We start from the raw sequence: 19,703 nt of genomic DNA on the forward strand, positions 1-19,703 counted from the left end.
GATCATATTGTTCCCCCCGGCATCGCATTCACCAGACCTGAAACCGCCTTCTGCGCCGCCTCTGCGCTTTGTGCACCGGGTACCAGAATCACCTTACGGCACTCCTCTTCACGTTTTTCGAAAATCTCATATCCCCGGGCGGCCTCTTCAAACGGCATATAGTGGGTAACAATTTCTTCTGGTTTCAGTAATCCTTTCTCAATTAACGGTAATAATTCTCCCAGCCATGCGTGAACGTGGGTCTGTCCCATTTTAAACGTCAACCCTTTATCAAAGGCGTCGCCAAACAGGAAACCGTGAATAAATCCAGCGTAGACGCCCGGTACGCTAACAATGCCGCCACGCCTGACCGCCGCAATACACTGGCGCAACGCTTTACCGCTGCTGCCCTCCAGTTTCAGGTTAGTCAGCACCGTTTCCGTGGTGCTGCCTTTCGCTTCAAAACCGACGGCGTCTATTACTGCATCCACGCCCCGGTGACCTGCCGTTTGTTCAATAATTGACTGTGCCGGATCGCTATCTTCATCGAAATTAATCGGGATCGCGCCGTAGCGGTCAGCGGCGAAACGCAAGCGGTAGGGATGATGATCAACAACAAAAATCTGTTCCGCACCGAGCAACCGTGCACAGGCGATTGTCAACAATCCCACTGGACCGGCACCATAGACTGCAACGCTTGAACCTTGTTGGATCTGCGCATTTTTTGCTGCCTGCCATGCCGTTGGCAGAATATCAGAAAGGAAAAGGGCTTTATCATCTGAAAGCAAAGGCGGTACTTTAAACGGCCCCACATTCCCTTTAGGGACGCGGACATATTCCGCCTGTCCACCAGGAACGCCACCATACAGGTGACTATAACCAAACAATGCCGCGGGAGCTGGTATCTGTTTTTTATTGAGCGCAGCGCCTTTACCCGCATTGGTATTTTCGCAGGCGGCATATTGCTGCATTCGACAGAAAAAACAGTCGCCACAAGCAATGACAAACGGAATTACCACCCGGTCGCCTTTTTGCAAATTTTTTACGTCCTTTCCGGTTTCAACGACTTCCCCCATAAATTCATGACCAAAAATATCGCCATGTTTAACCTGGGGTATTTTGCCTCGATAAAGATGGAGGTCAGAGCCACAGATCGCCGTTGCCGTAATACGCAGAATAATATCATCAGCCTGTTCAATGCCCGGATCGGGAACATTTTCTACCTGAACGTGATGTGGGCCGTGATAAGTCAATGCTTTCATGCAACCTCCAGAGACAGTTCAAAAAAGAGTCAGTCTTTAAGGGTAGCTATCACAGCGGGAAAACGGGCGGTACCGCAGGTTTTGGGAGAATTCCTGGTGTTCAGTGAGAATATATTAATCACAGAAACCGTTCGTAAGGAAAAAGAACCAGACAAATATCAGGGATAAATATTATAATCATGGCGAATGATTTGTTCATGATTAACAGGGAGAAAGGGTTATGTATAAGACAATCATTATGCCAGTTGATGTATTTGAAATGGAATTGAGCGACAAAGCTGTTCGCCACGCTGAATTCCTCGCCCAGGATGACGGAGTTATTCATCTACTTCACGTACTACCCGGGTCAGCCAGCCTGAGCCTGCACCGTTTTGCCGCTGATGTGCGTCGTTTTGAAGAGCATCTGCAACATGAAGCAGAAGAACGTCTGCAAACGATGGTCAGCCACTTCACCATCGATCCTTCCCGCATTAAACAACATGTCCGTTTTGGTAGCGTGCGGGATGAAGTCAATGAGTTGGCAGAAGAACTGGGGGCTGATGTTGTAGTTATTGGTTCTCGCAACCCATCGATTTCGACCCATCTGTTAGGTTCTAACGCCTCGAGCGTGATCCGCCATGCCAATCTGCCGGTGCTGGTTGTGCGTTAATTGCCAGAATAAATATCCCGCCCTGCCCGGAGCCATCCCGGCAGGGCTTTTTAATGCCATAAAAAAGCCGCCAGGTTTGACCCCGGCGGCTAAGCAATTGCAGGTGAATCTTACTTCTTCTTATGCAGTTTTGGTGCGAATCAGGTAGTCAAAAGCACTCAGAGAGGCTTTGGCACCTTCGCCAGTGGCGATGATGATCTGCTTGTACGGAACCGTCGTACAGTCACCCGCTGCGAATACGCCTTTGACGTTGGTTTCGCATTTCGCATCAATGATAATCTCACCCATGCGGTTACGTTCGACTGCGCCTTCCAGCCAGTTGGTGTTCGGCAGCAGACCAATCTGGACGAAAATACCGGCCAGTTCGATGTTGTGAATATCGCCGCTGACACGATCTCGATATTCCAGACCAACGACTTTGCTGCCGTCGCCTTTCACTTCCGTGGTTTGCGCATTCAGAATAATGTCGACGTTTTTCAGGCTGCGCAGTTTGTCCTGCAGAACCTGGTCGGCTTTCATTTCTGGCGCAAATTCGAGCAGCGTTACGTGCTCAACGATACCCGCCAGGTCAATTGCCGCTTCCACGCCGGAGTTACCGCCGCCGATAACCGCTACGCGTTTGCCTTTAAACAGCGGGCCGTCGCAGTGCGGGCAGTAGGTCACGCCTTTGGTGCGATACTGATCTTCGCCAGGAACGTTCATGTTGCGCCATTTTGCACCGGTCGCCACGATAATGCTGCGTGCTTTCAGTACCGCGCCAGAAGCTGTTTCAATCTGATGCAGACCACCTTCAACTGCTGCTGGGATCAGTTTGCTGGCGCTCTGGCTGTCGATCACATCAACGTCGTATTCATCAACGTGAACTTTCAGTGCGCCTGCCAGCTTCTGCCCTTCAGTCTTCGGTACAGAAATGTAGTTTTCGATATCAACGGTATCGAGGATCTGACCACCAAAACGTTCGCCCATCAGACCGGTACGGATGCCTTTACGTGCGGAGTAAATTGCTGCAGCTGCACCCGCCGGGCCGGAACCAACGATTAATACGTCATAAGCATCACGCTTGTTCAGCTCTTCTGCCGCACGTTTTTCCGCGCCCGTATCAATTTTGGCAACGATTTCAGTCAACGTCATGCGGCCCTGACCAAACTCTTTCCCGTTTACGAACACTGCCGGAACGCCCATCACGTTGCGATCGGTGATTTCGTTCTGGAAGGTGCCGCCGTCAATTGCAGTGTGCTTGATGCGCGGGTTCAGTACGCTCATCAGGTTCAGCGCCTGCACCACGTCCGGGCAGTTATGGCAAGAGAGCGAGTAATAGGTTTCGAATTCAAAATCACCGTCAATATGGCGAATCTGCTCCAGTAGAGACTGCGCTTCTTTCGACGGATGACCACCGGTCCATAGCAACGCCAGTACCAGCGAGGTGAACTCGTGGCCCAGCGGGGAGCCTGCAAAACGTGGCCCCTGGTTGGAACCTGGGTTGGTGATCAGGAAAGACGGCTTACGCACCGGCAAGCTGTTATCTTCTTTAAAGGTGACTTTGTCTGACAGTTCTGCGATTTCAGCCAACAGTTCCTTGATTTCTGCCGATTTAGCGCTGTCATCCAGCGTGGCAATTAACTCAACAGGCTTGGTCAATTTCTCAAGGTAAGCCTTGAGTTGAGTTTTCATATTTGTGTCGAGCATGTTTATCTCCTGGGCTTTAAACATCATCATGCAAGCGGCCTCTGCGGCTACCTGGATGCAGCTTGCATCATGGTGCGGGGAAGAAAATCGGGTGCCGCAGCACCCGAAGAATTAGGTGAATTTCCGAAGTATTTCGCGCCGGAGTTGGTAGCGCGAAAGACGAAGGAAATTTAGATTTTACCAACCAGGTCCAGAGACGGAGCCAGAGTTGCTTCACCTTCTTTCCATTTAGCCGGGCAAACTTCACCTGGGTGAGAAGCTACGTACTGTGCTGCTTTGATTTTACGCAGCAGGTCAGACGCGTCACGGCCAATGCCTTCAGCGGTAACTTCGATTGCCTGGATGATACCCTGCGGGTCAACAACGAAGGTCGCACGGTCAGCCAGACCTTCATCTTCACGCATGTTGTCGAAGTTACGGGTCAGGGCGCCAGTCGGGTCGCCGATCATCGCATATTTGATTTTAGCGATGGTTTCAGAGCTGCTGTGCCATGCTTTGTGGGTGAAGTGAGTATCGGTAGATACTGCGTATACGTCTACGCCCAGTTTCTGCAGTTCTTCGTAGTGGTCAGCAACGTCACCCAGTTCGGTCGGGCATACGAAAGTAAAGTCAGCCGGGTAGAAGAAGAAGACGCTCCAGCGGCCTTCGGTATCTTTTTCGGTGATTTCGATGAATTCGCCGTTTTTGAATGCCTGGTTTTTAAAAGGTTTAATTTTGGTGTTAATCAAGGACATCTATACTTCCTCCGTGTTTTCGATGAGATGTAAGGTAACCAATTTTTGCCGATTCGGCTAATGCGTTTCCATTATCAAATCGATAAGTTTTACCTTACAACCTTCGTAAGACAACTTTGTGAACTTTGCACCGCCAGCGGCGATAAAAAGTAAAATGGCCCCCTTTCCAGGTGACCGTGTAATCTGAACTACCCTTTGGTATCTTCAGTGCCTGCCTGCAGGCTGAGGTGTTGCCCTTACAAATGCAACAACGACATGGATTACAACACCCTCATAAACAAAGGGCAATCACCTGATCTAAGCTCTTACCTATGACAGTGATAGGTTATGCCTTTTACTCGACTTTTGCACTGACTGAAAAGGACAAATTAATGTTAAAAAAGATACTTTTACTGGCTCTGCTTCCTGCAATCGCCTTCGCAGAGGAACTTCCTGCTCCAGTAAAAGCGATTGAAAAACAGGGCATTACAATCATCAAAACATTCGATGCCCCCGGAGGAATGAAAGGTTATCTCGGAAAGTATCAGGATATGGGCGTCACCATCTACCTGACTCCAGATGGTAAGCACGCTATCTCTGGTTACATGTACAACGAGAAAGGTGAAAACCTGAGTAACACACTTATCGAAAAAGAAATTTACGCACCAGCCGGACGCGAAATGTGGCAACGGATGGAACAATCCCACTGGCTCCTCGACGGTAAAAAAGATGCGCCGGTCATTGTCTACGTGTTCGCCGATCCGTTCTGCCCATATTGTAAACAGTTCTGGCAGCAGGCGCGCCCGTGGGTAGATTCTGGCAAAGTGCAATTAAGAACATTGTTGGTTGGGGTTATCAAGCCAGAAAGCCCGGCGACAGCAGCGGCAATTCTTGCCTCCAAAGATCCCGCAAAAACCTGGCAAGAATATGAATCCTCTGGTGGCAAGCTTAAGCTAAACGTGCCTGCAAACGTAAGTACAGAACAAATGAAAGTGTTAAGCGCCAACGAGAAACTCATGGACGATCTGGGGGCAAATGTCACACCAGCGATCTATTACATGAGTAAGGAAAATACGCTGCAACAGGCCGTGGGGTTGCCCGATCAGAAAACGCTTAATATCATTATGGGGAATAAATAAAAGATAATTCATGGATGGTTGAAATACATCCCTGCTTTTCAACCATCCTAAAAAAGCATGAATTGCTCGCTCTGCCCTAAGTGGCTATGCTATTTTAGAAAAACTTAATCCTGAGTTAAGCAAAAAAATATAATCAATAAAAATATATACGCAAAAAACATTGATTAAGTGAATATACCATGGAAGAGAAATATAACCGGAGTAGTGTATGGCCAATCTCTACGACTTGAAAAAGTTCGACTTAAACCTTCTTGTCATATTTGAGTGTATTTACCAGCATTTAAGCATTAGCAAAGCTGCTGAATCACTATATATCACCCCATCAGCCGTGAGCCAGTCGTTACAACGCTTACGTGCGCAATTTAATGACCCTTTATTCATTCGCTCAGGAAAAGGTATCGCGCCGACGACAACAGGGTTGAATCTGCATCACCATCTTGAGAAAAACCTCAAAGGCCTTGAACAAACAATTAATATAGTCAATAAGTCCGAACTAAAGAAAAACTTTATTATTTACGGCCCTCAGCTCATTTCTTGCTCTAATAATAGTATGCTGATCCGCTGCCTACGGCAAGATGCCTCTGTCGAGATTGAGTGCCATGATATCCTCATGTCAGCAGAGAATGCTGAAGAACTGTTGGTTCACCGCAAAGCCGATCTGGTGATCACCCAAATGCCAGTGATCAGCCGTTCCGTCATTTGCATGCCATTGCATACAATTCGCAATACTCTAATTTGTAGTAATAAGCATCCGCGAATTACTGACAATAGCACTTATGAACAAATTATGGCAGAAGAGTTCACCCAATTAATATCCAAATCAGCAGGAGTTGATGATATTCAAATGGAAATAGACGAGAAGTTTATGAATCGCAAAATTTCATTTCGTGGTTCCTCTTTGCTGACAATCATTAATAGCATTGCAGTTACAGATTTACTGGGAATAGTCCCCTATGAGCTTTATAATTCCTACCGTGACTTTCTTAATTTAAAAGAGATAAAACTAGAACATCCGTTACCTTCAATAAAGCTTTACATTTCCTATAATAAATCTTCTTTAAATAATTTGGTGTTCTCCCGATTTATTGACCGTCTAAATGAGAGTTTTTGATATATAACTACAGACAGCTACTATAACTTTCATCTATTTATTCACAGCGCGAATGAAAAATAAAACACTCTGCTTTGCAGTGTTTACTTTATAATTAACAGACTTATCTCACTGATCACCCTGTAACGTTCAGAGAGCGTCTTCAGATGTCTATTTATAAAATTCCTCTTCCGCTCAATATTCTGGAAGCTGCACGAGAGCGTATTACCTGGACACTCAACACCCTACCCCGCGTTTGTGTCTCATTTTCTGGCGGCAAAGACTCTGGTTTAATGCTGCATCTGACAGCCGAACTTGCCCGACAAATGGGCAAAAAAATCTGCGTTTTGTTTATCGACTGGGAGGCGCAATTCTCTTGCACCATTAACTATGTTCAGTCCCTGCGCGAGTTGTACACCGATGTCATCGAAGAGTTTTACTGGGTTGCGCTCCCGCTTACGACGCAAAATTCCCTTTCACAATTCCAACCCGAATGGCAGTGCTGGGAACCTGATGTCGAATGGGTGCGTCAGCCCCCGCAAGATGCGATAACCGATCCTGACTTTTTCTGCTTTTACCAGCCTGGCATGACCTTCGAACAATTTGTACGTGAGTTTGCCGAATGGTTTTCACAAAAACGTCCGGCGGCGATGATGATCGGCATCCGTGCGGATGAGTCCTACAACCGTTTTGTCGCCATCGCCAGTTTAAATAAACAACGTTTTGCCGACGATAAACCATGGACTACGGCCGCACCAGGCGGTCATAGCTGGTACATTTACCCCATTTACGACTGGAAAGTGGCTGATATCTGGACCTGGTATGCAAATCATCAAAGTCTCTGCAACCCACTGTATAACCTAATGTATCAGGCAGGCGTTCCTCTGCGTCATATGCGAATTTGCGAACCTTTTGGCCCGGAGCAACGACAAGGATTATGGCTCTATCACGTTATCGAACCGGATCGCTGGGCAGCTATGTGCGCACGAGTCAGCGGGGTAAAAAGTGGCGGCATTTACGCCGGACATGACAATCATTTCTATGGGCATCGGAAAATCCTCAAGCCAGAACATTTAGACTGGCAAGAATATGCATTATTGCTGCTCAATAGCATGCCGGAAAAAACAGCTGAGCATTACCGCAATAAAATCGCCATTTATTTGCACTGGTATCAGAAAAAAGGCATCGAGGTTCCACAAACCCAGCAAGGGGACATTGGCGCGAAAGATATCCCCTCCTGGCGGCGGATATGCAAAGTTTTACTCAATAACGATTACTGGTGTCGAGCATTATCATTTAGTCCTACGAAAGCGAAGAACTATCAGCGTTATAACGAACGGATAAAAGGAAAACGTCAGGAATGGGGGATACTATGCAACAACGATTAACGCAGGATTTAACGCAATTTCTCGCCAGCTTGCCGGAAGATGATCGCATCAAAGCGATTAATGAAATCCGCATGGCGATCCATCAGGTTAGCCCCTTTCGTGAAGAGCCAGTGGATTGCGTTCTGTGGGTTAAAAACAGCCAACTTATGCCTAATGATTACAACCCAAACAACGTGGCACCACCCGAAAAAAAACTGCTGAAAAAATCCATTGAAATAGATGGTTTTACCCAACCCATTGTGGTCACGCATACGGATAAAAATGCCCTGGAAATCGTGGATGGTTTTCACCGCCATGAAATTGGTAAAGGCTCATCATCATTAAAATTACGCTTAAAAGGTTATTTGCCGGTGACCTGTCTGGAAGGTACGCGTAATCAACGCATCGCCGCGACTATTCGTCATAATCGCGCTCGTGGACGCCATCAAATCACCGCCATGTCGGAAATCGTCCGTGAACTTAGCCAGTTGGGATGGGACGATAATAAAATTGGCAAAGAGCTAGGAATGGACAGCGACGAAGTGCTGCGCCTGAAGCAAATTAACGGCCTGCAAGAGTTGTTTGCCGACCGTCAATATTCCCGCGCCTGGACGGTTAAATAGCTAAAGCTGGCGCAGGCGTTCAGCTGCTGCCAGCAACGTCGATTCCTTCTTGGCAAAACAGAGACGAATCAGTTTATGTGGGAAGGGATCGGCGCAAAACACCGACAGCGGAATCGCCGCTACGCCGTGCTCCTGCGTCAGCCACTGGCAAAACTCAACATCATCCAGGGTAGAAACCTCGCTGTAATCCACCAGCAAAAAGTATGTACCTTCACACGGTAAAATCTCCAGCCGGCTTTCATTTAAAGCATTCACCAGAATATCGCGCTTCTGGCGATAAAAGTCCGGTAACGCAAGATAATGCTCAGGTTCTGCACGTAGCATATCAGCAAGCGCCAGCTGTGCCGGGGTATTCACCGAAAAGGTCAGATACTGATGTACCTTGCGAATTTCGGCGCTGATGGGCGCTGGCGCAACACAATAACCCACTTTCCAGCCGGTCATATGATAGGTCTTGCCAAATGAAGAAACCGCCACTGCCCGCTCACGCAGCTGCGGATGCGCCAGCACACTGGCATGGCCCTGTTGTGAAAAGTTGATGTGCTCGTAGACTTCATCGCTAATGACAAAAATCTCGTGCCCGGCGATCGCCTGCCACAAAGCGGCGAAATCAGCCTGCTGCCAGATAGTTGCACTGGGGTTATGCGGAGTGTTGAGGATCACCAGTCTGGTGCGCTCGCTTAATAATGCGGCAAATTCCTGCCAGTCAACGCGAAAATGCGGTGGTTGCAGTGCCATACGCTTCACTATTCCCCCAGAAAGCGCGATGGCGGGGGAGTAACTGTCATAGCTGGGATCAAAACAAATCACTTCATCGCCATTGCGCACCAGTGCGGTAATCGCCGCGTATAACGCTTCCGTCGCCCCTGCCGTTACGGTGATATCGCTATCGGCATCTGGTTGATAGCCATACAAACGTTCCGTTTTCTGAGCAATCGCCTCGCGCAAGGCCTGCACGCCGGTCATGGGCGCGTATTGGTTTGCCCCCTGGGCAACGTGGTACGCCAGCCGCTCCTGTAAATAGCGCGGACCATCAAAATCAGGAAAGCCTTGCGACAGGTTAATCGCCTGGTGTTGCTGCGCCAGCGCGCTCATCTGGGTGAAAATAGTGGTGCCAAGTTGTGGAAGTTTGCTTTGTGGAATCAGAGGGTTATTTGTCATTTTTATTGTACCTGACGAAGTTGCGTGTTGAAGGCACTATAACACGATGCTAGTATTTGGCAATCAAGACGTTTAGATGTCCAAATAAAACAATAAGGACAACACAACATGCCTCACAATCCTATCCGCGTGGTCGTCGGCCCGGCTAACTACTTTTCACATCCAGGAAGTTTCAATCACCTGAACGATTTTTTCACTGATGAACAACTTTCTCGCGCGGTGTGGATCTACGGCAAACGCGCCATTGCTGCGGCGCAAACCAAACTTCCGCCAGCGTTTGAACTGCCAGGGGCAAAGCATATTTTGTTTCGCGGTCATTGCAGCGAAAGCGATGTACAACAACTGGCGGCTAAGTCCGGTGACGACCGCAGCGTGGTGATTGGCGTCGGTGGCGGTGCACTGCTCGACACCGCGAAAGCCCTCGCCCGCCGTCTCGGTCTGCCGTTTGTTGCCGTTCCGACGATCGCCGCCACCTGCGCCGCCTGGACACCGCTCTCCGTCTGGTATAACGATGCCGGACAGGCGCTGCATTATGAGATTTTCGACGACGCCAATTTTATGGTGCTGGTGGAACCGGAGATTATCCTCAATGCACCGCAACAATATCTGCTGGCGGGGATCGGTGACACGCTGGCGAAATGGTATGAAGCGGTGGTGCTGGCTCCGCAACCAGAAACGTTGCCGCTAACCGTGCGACTGGGGATCAATAATGCGCAGGCCATTCGCGACGTATTGTTAAACAGTAGCGAACAGGCGCTGAGCGATCAGCAAAATCAACAGTTAACGCAATCATTTTGCGATGTGGTGGATGCTATTATTGCTGGTGGTGGGATGGTCGGTGGTCTGGGCGATCGTTTTACGCGTGTGGCGGCGGCTCATGCCGTGCATAACGGTCTGACTGTCCTGCCGCAAACCGAGAAATTTCTCCACGGCACCAAAGTCGCTTATGGCATTCTGGTACAAAGCGCCTTGCTGGGTCAGGATGATGTGCTGGCGCAATTAACCGGGGCGTATCAGCGTTTTCATCTGCCGACCACGCTGGCGGAGCTGGAAGTGGATATCAATAATCATGCGGAGATCGACAAAGTGATTACCCACACCCTGCGTCCGGTGGAATCCATTCATTACCTGCCAGTCACGCTGACACCAGATACGTTGCGTGCAGCGTTCGAAAAAGTGGAATCGTTTAAAGCCTGACGTGCAAATTTAGCAGCAGCGCGCGCCGCCTTTTCCACCGTAGCGCGCGTCCTGCCGCTCACGGAAAAACTCTTCGTAGGTCATCGGCGTTTGATCGGGATGGTTAACCCGCATATGTTCGACATAGTTGTCGTAATCAGGCATACCAATCATCAGCTTCGCCGCCTGACCTAAATATTTTCCGGCTTTTGCCAGTGAATCAAACATCTTGGCCTCCGCTAACCATGTTGCTGAAAGAGTGCCGGATGCGGCGTGAACGCCTTATCCGGCCTACAAATGCTATCAACGCGCTCGGTCAGTCCCCTCGCCCCATCGGGGAGAGGGTTAGGGTGAGGAGGAACCCTCGGCACTATGCCAACATTCGCCAACATCCCCCCTCACTCTGACTTTAGTGCGCACCTTTTGCCTGCGCCACGATCTCCTCGACATTTTCCGGCATTGGCTCATACGGCGTTTCTTTCGCCGTTGGCTTCGGATCTTTCAATGCCGCCAGTGCCGTCTTAATCGAGAACAGCGCCAGAACCACCACGACCACCATAAAGAAGATGGTTAACCCGGCATCCAGACGGTTGTTGAACACCAGTTGCGCCAGCTGTGACTCAGTATACTGCGACGGAATATTGCCGCTGTCGATCATTGCCTGGAACTTATTAGCAATGGCCAGGAAGCCGACTTTCGCATCCGGGCTAAACGCTTTCTGCCAGCCTGCGGTCAGGGTACAAATCAGCAGCCAGGCCGTTGGTACCAGCGCCACCCAGGCGTAACGTTGACGTTTCATCTTGAACAACACCACGGCACAGAGCATCAGCGCCATCCCTGCCAGCATCTGGTTGGCAATACCAAACAGCGGCCACAGAGTGTTAATACCGCCCAGCGGATCGACCACGCCCTGATGGAGGAAGTAGCCCCACGCCAGTACGCACAGCGCCGTTGCCAGCAGGTTAGCAGGCAGTGAATCGGTCCGCTTCAGGCCAGGAGACACCACGCCCAGCAGATCCTGCAACATAAAGCGCGCAGCACGCGTACCCGCATCTACCGCCGTCAGAATAAACAGAGCTTCAAACAGAATGGCGAAGTGATACCAGAACGCCACATCCATCATACCACCCAGCGCACCGTGCAGGATGTAAGCCATCCCCACCGCCAACGTCGGCGCACCGCCCGCACGGGAAATGATCGACTGTTCACCCACTTCGCTGGCAATCTGGTTGAGCGTATCTGGTGTAATGCTAAAGCCCCAGCTACTCACCACCTGCGCGGCAGAAGCGACCACATCCGCCGTCCCTGCCGGAGCCAGCACCGCCATTGGGCTGTTCATGGCAAAGTAAACGCCCGGATCGATGATACAGGCGGAAACCAGCGCCATAATCGCCACGAAGGATTCCATTAACATTCCACCGTAGCCGATAAAACAAGCCTGCCCTTCGTTCGCCAGCATCTTCGGCGTGGTGCCGGAAGAGATCAGCGCATGGAAGCCAGACACCGCGCCACAGGCGATGGTGATAAACAGGAACGGGAACAGGTTACCGGTCCATACCGGGCCAGTGCCATCGACAAATTTGGTCAGCGCAGGCATGGTCAGCGTCGGGCGCATAATCAAAATGCCTACCGCCAGACCGACGATCGTCCCGATTTTCAGGAAGGTAGAGAGGTAGTCACGCGGGGCCAGCAGCAACCACACCGGCAGCACCGCCGCCACAAAACCGTAACCCACCAGCATCCAGGTCAGCTGCACGCCGGTAAAGTCAAAGTACGGTGCCCAGGTCGGACTTTCTGCCACCCAGCCGCCAGAGATAATGGCGAAAATCAGGAATACCAGACCGATGACCGACACTTCACCAATACGCCCCGGACGCAGATAGCGCAGGTAGATCCCCATAAACAGCGCCAGCGGAATGGTGAACGCAACGGTATACGTTCCCCACGGGCTATGAGTCAGGGCTTTCACCACGATCATCGCCAGTACTGCAAGGATAATGACCATGATCATAAAGCAGGCCACCAGCGCTATCACCCCGGCGGTTGGCCCCATCTCTTCTTTGACCAGCTCACCCAGCGATCGACCGTCACGGCGCGTAGAAACAAACAGCACCATGAAATCCTGCACCGCACCGGCGAGAACCACCCCGGCGAGCAGCCAGATCATCCCTGGCAGGTAACCCATTTGCGCCGCCAGTACCGGCCCAACCAACGGACCTGCTCCGGCAATGGCCGCAAAATGGTGACCGAACAGCACTTTCTTGTCCGTCGGCACATAGTCCAGCCCGTCGTTATGGCGCACCGCTGGCGTCATACGCGTCGGGTCAACCGCCAGCACATTTTTGGCGATATACAGCCCATAAAAACGGTAAGCGATCAGATAGATACAGACCGACGCCACCACAATCCACAGCGCGTTGATCTGTTCCCCACGATTTAAAGCAATGTATCCCAGAGCAAATGCTCCCATTACAGAGAGCACTGTCCAGACGAGGTATTTCCCTGATTTGTTCATAGTTGTTATCCGTGTGCGTGTCCATAGAGATGTTACATTTTGTTTCTATAACATCTTTGTACGATTTAACAACACGGTAACCATGTAAATCGGAGTTGAAACCAATATTTAACTTAACAATGTTAACTCGATCACTCCGTTAACCGAGTTTTCCTGCAATCTCATTTAATTCTGTCGGGCTCATCCCAAAACTGCCGTACCCAGCCGACAAGTGCAGCAACGCCGCCCCTGTTCATCGAAAACGACGATTTCCCAGCTCTGATTTTGCCGCCCAAGATGCAGCGGCTGGCAGACGCCGCGTACCTTGCCTTCAGACACCGGGCGATGATGGGTGGCGTTAAGTTCCGTACCCACCACACACTGCCCGTCACGGGTCATCATAAATCCGGCCATCGATCCCAGCGTTTCAGCCAGCGCCGCTGACGCGCCGCCATGCAGCAGGCCAAACGGCTGATGAGTACGGGTATCAACCGGCATTTCGGCTTCCAGCACATCATCTCCCAGACGGGTATACACAATTCCCAGATGCGCCACCATTGTGTTATCGCTGGTGGCGTTCAGTTCGTCGAGCGTTAAATGGCGTTTCCAGATCATGCTTATGCCCCCAGCGTTGAGCCGCCATCGACCACAATATCCTGTAGGGTGATATGGCTGGCGAGGTCAGAGGCGAGGAACAAAATCGTGTTGGCGATCTCTTGTGGACGGGCGATTTTCCCCAGCGGAATGCCGAGTTTAAACTGCTCGCCAAAGCCGCGAATACGCTGTTCTTCGGCGTCATCGCTCACCCACAGCGTGCGTTGCATATCGGTGTCGGTGGAGCCAGGCGAAACCACATTACAGCGCACGCCGCTAACCGCCAGTTCCAGCCCGACGCTCAACGCCAGGCTTTTCAGCGCCGCTTTCGATGCGCCATAAGCACTCATACCAATACGCGGCGTGTGTGCGGCGTCGGACGCCACAGTGACAATCGCCCCGCCCCGCTGACGGCGAAACTGGTTCATGGTTTGCTGAAACAGGTTAAACGCACCGCCGACGTTAACCGCAAAAGTCTGCTGCCAGTCCTCTTTGCTCAGTTGGTCTGTCGCGCCCATGCGTAAAATTCCCGCCGCATTGACCAGCGCGTCCAGTCGCTCCGTTTCAGCTAACAGTCGCTGACACACTTGCGCCACCTGCGCAGCGTCGGCAACATCCATCACTTCGGTCGCAAAGGGATATTGCTCCTGAGTGAACGCTTGATCAAAACCTGTAACTTTCGCTCCCGCCTCAACAAACGCCAGCGCCGTGGCGTAGCCGATACCTTTACCTGCGCCGGTTACCCAGACATTTTTACCGCTGAAATCCATTATTTCACCTCGCGGGAGAGTAGCTTCCACCAGGCGTCGATGGTCGGGTTTTTCGCCAGCATGACAAAATCGATATCACCATGCACTTTGCGCCAGCGCGCCGCCAGCGCCATCATGCGCACCGAATCCAGACCGTAGTCGATCAGGTTGTCGTCATCGAACGGTTCATCGGACTCGTCCAGCAACGGCAGGATCACCTCACGCAGCGCCGCTTTGCTGGCGGGGACAGGTGCTGGCAGCAATTCTTCGGTCATCACCACCCGGCCAGAACGTCCGGCCACATATTTCAGCGACATCAAATGCTCGTCACGGCTGAAATCGGCCAGCGCATCCGCCACCATAAACGGTTTAATATCGCGCATAAATGCGTCGGTTGCGGTAGTCATACAGCCAATGTGGGCATATACCCCGGTAATAATCAGCTGGTTACGTCCACTCTCTTTGAGCATTTGCTCCAGCGGAGAACGATGAAACGCGCTGTAGCGCCACTTCACCAGCACCGTGTCGTCGGCATCTGGCGTCAGGCGATCCACCACCTTTTGCTGTTCCGGCGAACGGGTCAGGCCCGGCCCCCACATATCATTCAACAGCGCCCGATCTTCATCGCTCTGCTCTTTCGGCTGGGCGGTGTAATAAACCGGAATATTGTGCTGTTTGCAGTAGTCGCGCAGCGCAGCAATATTCGCGATCACCTGCTCCATCATCGGGCAGTTCTCGCCCCAGAAGCTGACAAAATAGTCCTGCATATCATGGATTAACAACGCGGCACGTTGCGGTTCAAAGGCCCAGTCAACTTTATTCTTAGGGATATCGTGAGACTCCGGCAGTGCGTAAGCCTGTAATTTTGGAATAGCCATCGTGTTCTCTCCTTCAGGCTGATGCGCGTGACGCCAGCCACTGACGTAATTGTTTTTTATCGACTTTCCCGACCGCCGTCAGCGGAAGTGAATCTACACACTCCACGCGATCCGGTAATTTAAATTCGGCAATACCCTGTTCACGCAGGAAACGACGCACCTGCACCGCGCGCAGCGGCTCTTTTACCACCAGATAAGCGCAGCTTTTTTCGCCCATCAGCTCATCTTCCATGCTCACCAGTGCGGCGTAGATCACCGCCGGGTGGCGCAGCAGCAGGTTTTCGATCTCTTCGGCAGCGATCTTCTCACCGCCACGGTTGATCTGATCTTTCTCGCGCCCCTGCACGGTGATGTACCCCTCTGGATCAATAGAGATCAGATCGCCGGAACAGTAAAAACCGTTGGCATCAAAGGCGCTGGCATTGTGCTGCGGGCTTTTGTAATAGCCACGGAAGGTGTACGGACCGCGGGTCATCAGGCGTCCAACTTCCCCTTGCGGCAGTGGATTTCCTTCGGCATCGGCAACCCACACTTCATCGTCCGGACACATTGGGTAACCCTGGGTATGGATAATTTTCTCCGCGCTATCATCAAGACGGGTGTAGTTCACCAGCCCTTCCGCCATGCCAAACACCTGCTGCAACTGGCAGCCAATCTCAGCGGGAATACGCGCCGCAAGGGTGGCAGAAAGACGTGCGCCGCCGACCTGTAACAGTTTCAGCGAGGCAAGCTGCGCCCGGCTTTCACCTTCGGTCAGCGCCTGCAACCACAGGCTGACTGCCGGTGGCACCAGCGCGGTGACGTTCACCTGATGTTTTTCAATCAATGGGAAGCAAAGCGTGGCGCTGGGATCGGCCGCCAGAACAACCGTTCCTCCGGCAAGAAAGACGCCCAGCGATCCCGGCGAACTCATGGCGTAGTTATGAGCCGCCGGGATCGCGCACAGGTAGCGTGTCTGTTGTGTGAACTGACAAATCTCGACGCTACGACGCACGCTGTAGTAGTAGTCGTTATGAGTGCGCGGGATCAGTTTCGGTGTGCCGGTGGTGCCGCCGGAAAGCTGGAAATAGGCCACTTCATCAGCAGGTGATGGCGTGGCAGTAAAATCCTCAGCCGGATGGTTAATCGCATCCTGCAAGTTATGCTCACCGCTGTCGTTGTGCAGTTGCACCACGCGAATGGAGGAATGTTCTGTGACGAAAGTATTGAGGAAATCATCCCCGCTAAACAGCGCATGTTGGCGATCGGCAATCAGCAATGCGGGTTCAATCTGGCTGGCATAGGCGTTCAGTTCACTACGCTGATGGCTGAACAGCGCCAGCACCGGCGCAACGCCCAGTTTCAGCAGCGCGAAAAAGGTAATATACAATTCAGCGACGTTACCCAGTTGTACCAGCGCGGTTTCACCAGGTTTAATGCCCTGACGGCGTAAACTACACGCGAGGTTATCCGCCGCCTGATTCAGCTCCCGGTAACTCAACTGTCGCTCGCCGTCGATAACCGCGATGCTGTCACTCGCAGCGTGGCGAGTCAGAATGTCGGTCAGCGGCAAATCCTGCCAGTAGCCTTTTTCCCGATAGCGACGGGCAAACTCTTCCGGCCAGCGGGTGAATGGAATGCTCATCCTCGCTCCTTAATGCAATCCAAAAACGTTCAACATGGTAGAAAGTTTGACGCCTGTTTCGCGCCACTCACCCAACGGTGACGACGCAGGCACAATCCCCGCTCCGGCAAACAGACGCACCTGATTTTCCCGCAGCTTCGCGCAGCGGATGGTCACCACCCATTCGCCGTTACCTTCGCTGTCACACCAACCCACAATGCCGCCAAACAGTTCGCGGTCGAATGGCTCCAGTTCAGCAATAACCTGGGTCGCGGCCTGATGCGGGAAACCGCTCAGCGCGGGGGTTGGATGCAGCAGACAGGCCAGAGTCAGTGCGTTTTCTTGCGAATTCGCTTTACCTTCAAAGGGAGTTGCGAGATGCCACAGCGTCGGCGTGGTAATCAATTGTGGAGAGGAGGGAACGTGTAACTCACTACTGCGTTCGCGCAGTACCTCTTTCATCGCCTGAGTCACCAGTTCATGTTCATGGCGATCTTTTTCTGACGCCAGCAGACGATTACCCGCTTCGCGATCGAGCACTTCATCCGGCTGACGACGCGCGGAACCGGCTAACGGAATGGAGCTAAAACGCTCGCCGTCTTTACGTAGCAGCAGTTCCGGGCTGGCCCCCAGCAGGACGCCACCATCAGCCAGCGGGACATGGAAGTTGTAACTAACCGGGTTTTGCGCAATCAACCGTTCCAGCAATACGCCACTATCAATGGCGGCGTCAGTGGTGATATCAATCAATCGTGACAACACCACTTTGTCGACCTGCGGCGTGGCGGTAAGTGCGGCGGCGCGGGCAACCATCTGTTCAAACGTGGTTTGTTCAGGAATTGCCTGGCGTTCCACCACGTTCAGCGACTGGCTGCGGGTAAAACGGCGGGCTGAGGTCTGTTTTTCCTGGCGGGAGAACGACTGCCAGGATTCGGGAATATACAGCGACGAAGGCTGACGTGGATCGAAGGGAATCGCCCCGACCATCACCGGATTTTTGATGCCCTGCGCTTTGGCATCGGCAAACAGCGCGGCGAGTTTTTGCTGGAAGGGACTGTCGGGCGAATCCCCGTTCACAGCCGGTTCATCGAAGCGGGCGAAACATCCTGACGTCGTAAAACTGCGGTACGGCGACATAAAGAAAAAGCGATTGGGCGCAAGTGTTGCCATGGTCTGCTGTACTTCCTCAGCCAGTGACGTATCCATATCATCCTCCACAAAATGATAAAGGCTTTAATAATGATTATCATTTATATTTTCGGTCGCTAACCTAAAAGCAAACGCGCACTATGTCAACTCTTGAGGTAACGCAATCTGCAACTCGGGGTTGCATCTGGTTGTGGTTACAATGAAAATGAGAAGCATTATTGATGGATTCGCATAAGCGCAATGTGATGTCCTGCGCCGTTCTGCCCCCTCTCCCTTCCAGGGTGAGGGCTGGGGTGAGGGTTAATGTTCGCACCAGTGCTGGCTGTTCCCCTCACCCTAACCCTCTCCCCAAAGGGGCGAGGGGACGGATTGTGCGCTTTGTCGAATTTGTCATTACGCCCTTAACCTTATTAATAACAGGAAGCTGATTTGTGAGACTCGCCCCGCTCTACCGCAACGCCCTTCTATTAACAGGACTTTTACTTTCAGGAATAGCCGCAGTTCAGGCCGCTGACTGGCCGCGTCAGATTACTGACAGCCGTGGCACACATACACTGGAAAGCCAGCCGCAGCGTATTGTTTCCACCAGCGTCACCCTGACCGGCTCACTGCTGGCGATTGATGCTCCGGTGATCGCCAGCGGCGCGACCACGCCGAATAACCGCGTCGCGGATGACCAGGGCTTTTTACGCCAGTGGAGCAAGGTGGCGAAAGAACGCAAACTGCAACGGCTCTATATCGGCGAACCGAGCGCCGAAGCCGTTGCCGCGCAAATGCCGGATCTGATTTTAATTAGCGCAACCGGCGGGGATTCGGCGCTGGCACTGTATGATCAGCTTTCCACCATCGCCCCGACATTAATCATCAATTACGACGACAAAAGCTGGCAGTCGCTGTTAACGCAGCTTGGCGAAATTACCGGGCATGAGAAACAAGCGGCAGAGCGGATTGCACAGTTTGATAAGCAACTGGCAGCGGCGAAAGAGCAAATCAAATTACCGCCGCAGCCGGTCACTGCCATTGTCTATACCGCCGCTGCACACAGTGCCAATCTCTGGACGCCGGAATCAGCACAAGGGCAGATGCTGGAACAACTCGGCTTTACGCTGGCGAAGTTGCCCGCAGGGTTAAACGCCAGCCAAAGCCAGGGCAAACGCCATGACATCATTCAGCTTGGTGGGGAAAATCTGGCTGCTGGGTTAAATGGCGAGTCACTATTCCTGTTCGCCGGTGATCAGAAAGATGCCGATGCGATTTATGCCAATCCACTGCTCGCGCACCTGCCCGCAGTACAAAACAAGCAGGTTTATGCGCTGGGAACCGAGACGTTCCGCCTGGATTACTACAGCGCCATGCAAGTGCTGGAACGACTTAAGGCGCTGTTTTAAGCA

At 51.9% G+C, this 19,703-nt stretch carries 18 protein-coding genes; 7 read left to right on the forward strand and 11 right to left on the reverse strand.

Translation table 11 applies throughout. The annotated features are described in order from the left end of the window. Positions 1–2: 2 nt before the first annotated feature. A complete protein-coding gene (locus tag HGD79_RS08630) occupies positions 3–1,241 on the reverse strand; it encodes a zinc-dependent alcohol dehydrogenase (protein ID WP_000646150.1) in 1,239 nt (412 codons plus the stop codon). 220 nt (positions 1,242–1,461) lie between these two features. On the opposite strand from HGD79_RS08630, the gene uspG reads away from it, so the two are divergent. Beyond that, a complete protein-coding gene (gene uspG / locus HGD79_RS08635; protein ID WP_000278505.1) occupies positions 1,462–1,890 on the forward strand; it encodes a universal stress protein UspG in 429 nt (142 codons plus the stop codon). A 120-nt stretch (positions 1,891–2,010) separates the two neighbouring features. On the opposite strand, the gene ahpF is transcribed toward uspG, so the two are convergent. Then, positions 2,011–3,576 carry an alkyl hydroperoxide reductase subunit F gene (ahpF, locus tag HGD79_RS08640; RefSeq protein WP_000887629.1) on the reverse strand — a complete coding sequence of 522 codons (1,566 nt, stop codon included), beginning with the start codon at positions 3,574–3,576 and terminating at the stop codon, positions 2,011–2,013. Between the two features lie 170 nt (positions 3,577–3,746). Further along, entirely contained in the window at positions 3,747–4,310 is a 564-nt protein-coding gene (ahpC, locus tag HGD79_RS08645) for an alkyl hydroperoxide reductase subunit C (RefSeq protein WP_000052796.1), read from the reverse strand. A gap of 371 nt (positions 4,311–4,681) precedes the next feature. On the opposite strand from ahpC, the gene dsbG reads away from it, so the two are divergent. From dsbG to HGD79_RS08665, 4 genes are all read left to right on the forward strand, one after another. Next, a complete protein-coding gene (dsbG, locus tag HGD79_RS08650) occupies positions 4,682–5,428 on the forward strand; it encodes a thiol:disulfide interchange protein DsbG (protein WP_001342038.1) in 747 nt (248 codons plus the stop codon). A gap of 208 nt (positions 5,429–5,636) precedes the next feature. Then, positions 5,637–6,539: a LysR family transcriptional regulator gene (locus HGD79_RS08655; RefSeq protein WP_000002446.1), complete on the forward strand. Its 903-nt coding sequence runs from the start codon at positions 5,637–5,639 to the stop codon at positions 6,537–6,539. Positions 6,540–6,685: 146 nt separating this feature from the next. After that, positions 6,686–7,906 carry a phosphoadenosine phosphosulfate reductase gene (locus tag HGD79_RS08660; RefSeq protein WP_000029802.1) on the forward strand — a complete coding sequence of 407 codons (1,221 nt, stop codon included), beginning with the start codon at positions 6,686–6,688 and terminating at the stop codon, positions 7,904–7,906. Further along, positions 7,879–8,508, forward strand: a complete 630-nt coding sequence (locus tag HGD79_RS08665; RefSeq protein ID WP_000502941.1) for a ParB/RepB/Spo0J family partition protein — start codon at positions 7,879–7,881, stop codon at positions 8,506–8,508. The genes HGD79_RS08660 and HGD79_RS08665 overlap by 28 nt, the downstream gene beginning before the upstream one ends. Here the strand turns inward: HGD79_RS08665 and ybdL are convergent, their stop codons facing one another. Continuing rightward, positions 8,509–9,669, reverse strand: coding sequence for a methionine-oxo-acid transaminase (gene ybdL, locus HGD79_RS08670; protein ID WP_000183936.1), 1,161 nt, complete (start codon positions 9,667–9,669; stop codon positions 8,509–8,511). A gap of 108 nt (positions 9,670–9,777) precedes the next feature. On the opposite strand from ybdL, the gene hcxA reads away from it, so the two are divergent. After that, complete coding sequence (hcxA, locus tag HGD79_RS08675; protein WP_001120452.1) at positions 9,778–10,866, forward strand: hydroxycarboxylate dehydrogenase HcxA; 1,089 nt, start codon at positions 9,778–9,780, stop codon at positions 10,864–10,866. A gap of 9 nt (positions 10,867–10,875) precedes the next feature. Here the strand turns inward: hcxA and HGD79_RS08680 are convergent, their stop codons facing one another. The 7 genes from HGD79_RS08680 to entC all read right to left on the reverse strand — a co-directional run bounded on the left by HGD79_RS08680 (position 10,876) and on the right by entC (position 18,369). Further along, on the reverse strand, positions 10,876–11,073 hold the full coding sequence (locus HGD79_RS08680) for a YbdD/YjiX family protein (RefSeq protein ID WP_000460431.1): 198 nt from the start codon (positions 11,071–11,073) through the stop codon (positions 10,876–10,878). 181 nt (positions 11,074–11,254) lie between these two features. Further along, positions 11,255–13,360 (reverse strand): pyruvate/proton symporter CstA, encoded by a 2,106-nt coding sequence (gene cstA / locus HGD79_RS08685; protein WP_001043156.1) that lies wholly within the window; start codon positions 13,358–13,360, stop codon positions 11,255–11,257. 180 nt (positions 13,361–13,540) lie between these two features. Further along, entirely contained in the window at positions 13,541–13,954 is a 414-nt protein-coding gene (entH, locus tag HGD79_RS08690; RefSeq protein WP_000637953.1) for a proofreading thioesterase EntH, read from the reverse strand. A 2-nt stretch (positions 13,955–13,956) separates the two neighbouring features. Beyond that, complete coding sequence (gene entA, locus HGD79_RS08695; RefSeq protein WP_000347652.1) at positions 13,957–14,703, reverse strand: 2,3-dihydro-2,3-dihydroxybenzoate dehydrogenase EntA; 747 nt, start codon at positions 14,701–14,703, stop codon at positions 13,957–13,959. Then, positions 14,703–15,560, reverse strand: coding sequence for an enterobactin biosynthesis bifunctional isochorismatase/aryl carrier protein EntB (entB, locus tag HGD79_RS08700; RefSeq protein ID WP_001007122.1), 858 nt, complete (start codon positions 15,558–15,560; stop codon positions 14,703–14,705). The genes entA and entB overlap by 1 nt, the downstream gene beginning before the upstream one ends. Positions 15,561–15,573: 13 nt before the next feature. Continuing rightward, positions 15,574–17,184, reverse strand: coding sequence for a (2,3-dihydroxybenzoyl)adenylate synthase EntE (gene entE / locus HGD79_RS08705; RefSeq protein WP_000026805.1), 1,611 nt, complete (start codon positions 17,182–17,184; stop codon positions 15,574–15,576). 9 nt (positions 17,185–17,193) lie between these two features. Further along, positions 17,194–18,369 carry an isochorismate synthase EntC gene (gene entC, locus HGD79_RS08710; protein WP_001295313.1) on the reverse strand — a complete coding sequence of 392 codons (1,176 nt, stop codon included), beginning with the start codon at positions 18,367–18,369 and terminating at the stop codon, positions 17,194–17,196. A gap of 374 nt (positions 18,370–18,743) precedes the next feature. On the opposite strand from entC, the gene fepB reads away from it, so the two are divergent. Then, the gene (fepB, locus tag HGD79_RS08715; RefSeq protein ID WP_001234312.1) at positions 18,744–19,700 is read left to right on the forward strand and encodes a Fe2+-enterobactin ABC transporter substrate-binding protein; all 957 of its coding nucleotides are present in this window, start codon (positions 18,744–18,746) and stop codon (positions 19,698–19,700) included. The last annotated feature ends 3 nt before the right edge of the window (positions 19,701–19,703 follow it).

The organism is Escherichia sp. SCLE84 (assembly GCF_012584495.1).
In the GTDB taxonomy this organism is placed as follows: domain Bacteria; phylum Pseudomonadota; class Gammaproteobacteria; order Enterobacterales; family Enterobacteriaceae; genus ECMA0423.

Excerpts from the sequence above, each read along its gene's own strand:
- HGD79_RS08665 (WP_000502941.1), top strand. The coding sequence starts at position 7,879 with ATGGGGGATACTATGCAACAACGATTAACGCAGGATTTAACGCAATTT.
- entE (WP_000026805.1), bottom strand. The coding sequence starts at position 17,184 with ATGAGCATTCCATTCACCCGCTGGCCGGAAGAGTTTGCCCGTCGCTAT.
- ahpC (WP_000052796.1), bottom strand. The coding sequence starts at position 4,310 with ATGTCCTTGATTAACACCAAAATTAAACCTTTTAAAAACCAGGCATTC.
- ahpF (WP_000887629.1), bottom strand. The coding sequence starts at position 3,576 with ATGCTCGACACAAATATGAAAACTCAACTCAAGGCTTACCTTGAGAAA.
- uspG (WP_000278505.1), top strand. The coding sequence starts at position 1,462 with ATGTATAAGACAATCATTATGCCAGTTGATGTATTTGAAATGGAATTG.
- entH (WP_000637953.1), bottom strand. The coding sequence starts at position 13,954 with ATGATCTGGAAACGCCATTTAACGCTCGACGAACTGAACGCCACCAGC.
- cstA (WP_001043156.1), bottom strand. The coding sequence starts at position 13,360 with ATGAACAAATCAGGGAAATACCTCGTCTGGACAGTGCTCTCTGTAATG.
- HGD79_RS08630 (WP_000646150.1), bottom strand. The coding sequence starts at position 1,241 with ATGAAAGCATTGACTTATCACGGCCCACATCACGTTCAGGTAGAAAAT.
- entA (WP_000347652.1), bottom strand. The coding sequence starts at position 14,703 with ATGGATTTCAGCGGTAAAAATGTCTGGGTAACCGGCGCAGGTAAAGGT.
- HGD79_RS08680 (WP_000460431.1), bottom strand. The coding sequence starts at position 11,073 with ATGTTTGATTCACTGGCAAAAGCCGGAAAATATTTAGGTCAGGCGGCG.
- hcxA (WP_001120452.1), top strand. The coding sequence starts at position 9,778 with ATGCCTCACAATCCTATCCGCGTGGTCGTCGGCCCGGCTAACTACTTT.
- dsbG (WP_001342038.1), top strand. The coding sequence starts at position 4,682 with ATGTTAAAAAAGATACTTTTACTGGCTCTGCTTCCTGCAATCGCCTTC.
- entB (WP_001007122.1), bottom strand. The coding sequence starts at position 15,560 with ATGGCTATTCCAAAATTACAGGCTTACGCACTGCCGGAGTCTCACGAT.
- ybdL (WP_000183936.1), bottom strand. The coding sequence starts at position 9,669 with ATGACAAATAACCCTCTGATTCCACAAAGCAAACTTCCACAACTTGGC.
- HGD79_RS08655 (WP_000002446.1), top strand. The coding sequence starts at position 5,637 with ATGGCCAATCTCTACGACTTGAAAAAGTTCGACTTAAACCTTCTTGTC.
- HGD79_RS08660 (WP_000029802.1), top strand. The coding sequence starts at position 6,686 with ATGTCTATTTATAAAATTCCTCTTCCGCTCAATATTCTGGAAGCTGCA.
- entC (WP_001295313.1), bottom strand. The coding sequence starts at position 18,369 with ATGGATACGTCACTGGCTGAGGAAGTACAGCAGACCATGGCAACACTT.